We start from the raw sequence: 1,235 nt of genomic DNA, 5'->3' as shown, positions 1-1,235 counted from the left end.
TGAACCGCCCCGGGGTGTCCGGAGACTCATCGGTGTGGCAGCTCAGCAGTGGGCTGGGCTTGCTGGTTGAGCGTAGTACGCGGTTTCGAGTTCGGCTGGTGGGATGTCGCCGCAGTACTCGTAGAGTCGGCGGTGGTTGTACCAGTCGACCCATTCGGCGGTGGCGAGTTCGACGTGTTCGACGGTGCGCCAGGGTTTGCGTGGTTTGATCAGTTCGGTCTTGTAGAGGCCGTTGATCGTCTCGGCTAGCGCGTTATCGTAGCTGTCACCCACGGTGCCGATCGACGCGTCGATACCGGCCTCGGCGAGCCGCTCGGTGAACGTGATCGACGTGTACTGGCTGCCGGCGTCGTGGTGGTGCACGAGTCCAGTCAGATCCGTTGTTCCGCAACGGTTTCTGGTCCAGATGGCCTGCTCGACCGCATCCAGCACAAGGCTGGTGGTCATGCTGGTACTCGTGCGCCAACCGAGGATGCGGCGAGCGTAGGCATCGATCACGAAGGCGACGTAGACCCAGCCCGACCACGTCGACACGTACGTGAAGTCGGCTACCCACAACACATTGGGTGCCGCCGGGGCGAACCGGCGCTGCACCAGATCAGCGGCCCGCGAAGCTTGCGGGTCCGCGACGGTGGTGCGCTTGACCTTCCCCCGCACCGCGCCGCGTAGGCCAAGCGCACGCATCAGTCGTTCCACGGTGCAGCGGGCCACCGTGATCTGCTCCCGGTTGAGCTGCAACCACACCTTCCTGGCCCCATAGACGCCGAAGTTGACCTCATGCACCCGTGTGATCTCGGCTTTGAGCTGCTCGTCACGACGGGTCCGTGCTGAAGGGGTACGGGCCAGGTGGTCGTAGTAGGTCGATGGGGCGATCCGGCACCCGTGCTCGGTCAGCACGGCACAGATCGACTCGACGCCCCATCGCAGACCATCACCGTCGCGATGGCCCTGATGCTCGTAGATGAACGCCACGATCACCGAGACGGCCGGTCGAGTTCGGCCGCGAAGAAAGCCGAGGCGGCCTTCAAGATCCCGTTCGCCCGCTTGAGCTCGGCATTCTCCCGGCGCAGCCGCTTGAGCTCAGCAGACTCCTCACTGGTGACCCCCGGACGGGCACCGTCATCGACCGCAGCCTGGCGCACCCACTTACGGACTGTCTCCGGCGTACCTACCCCGAGCAGCTCGGCCACCGCGGTCATCGCGGCCCACTCCGACTCATGCTGGCCGCGCACCTC

At 65.3% G+C, this 1,235-nt stretch carries 1 protein-coding gene; it reads right to left on the bottom strand.

Annotated features, from left to right (window positions below; all coding sequences use genetic code 11):
- Window positions 1-42 precede the first annotated feature (42 nt).
- Window positions 43-1,235, bottom strand: a protein-coding gene (locus CHB84_RS22175; RefSeq protein ID WP_245818930.1) for an IS3 family transposase whose coding sequence is annotated in 2 segments (ribosomal slippage) — window positions 43-1,013 and window positions 1,013-1,235 — 1,194 coding nt annotated over the 2 segments. Because the reading frame shifts where the segments join, the coding sequence is not laid out codon by codon here. This gene is flagged as partial in the annotation.

The sequence above is a fragment of the Haloechinothrix alba genome (genome assembly GCF_900188115.1).
In the GTDB taxonomy this organism is placed as follows: Bacteria; Actinomycetota; Actinomycetes; order Mycobacteriales; family Pseudonocardiaceae; genus Haloechinothrix; species Haloechinothrix alba.
This window is presented reverse-complemented; position numbering and strand designations above follow the sequence as displayed.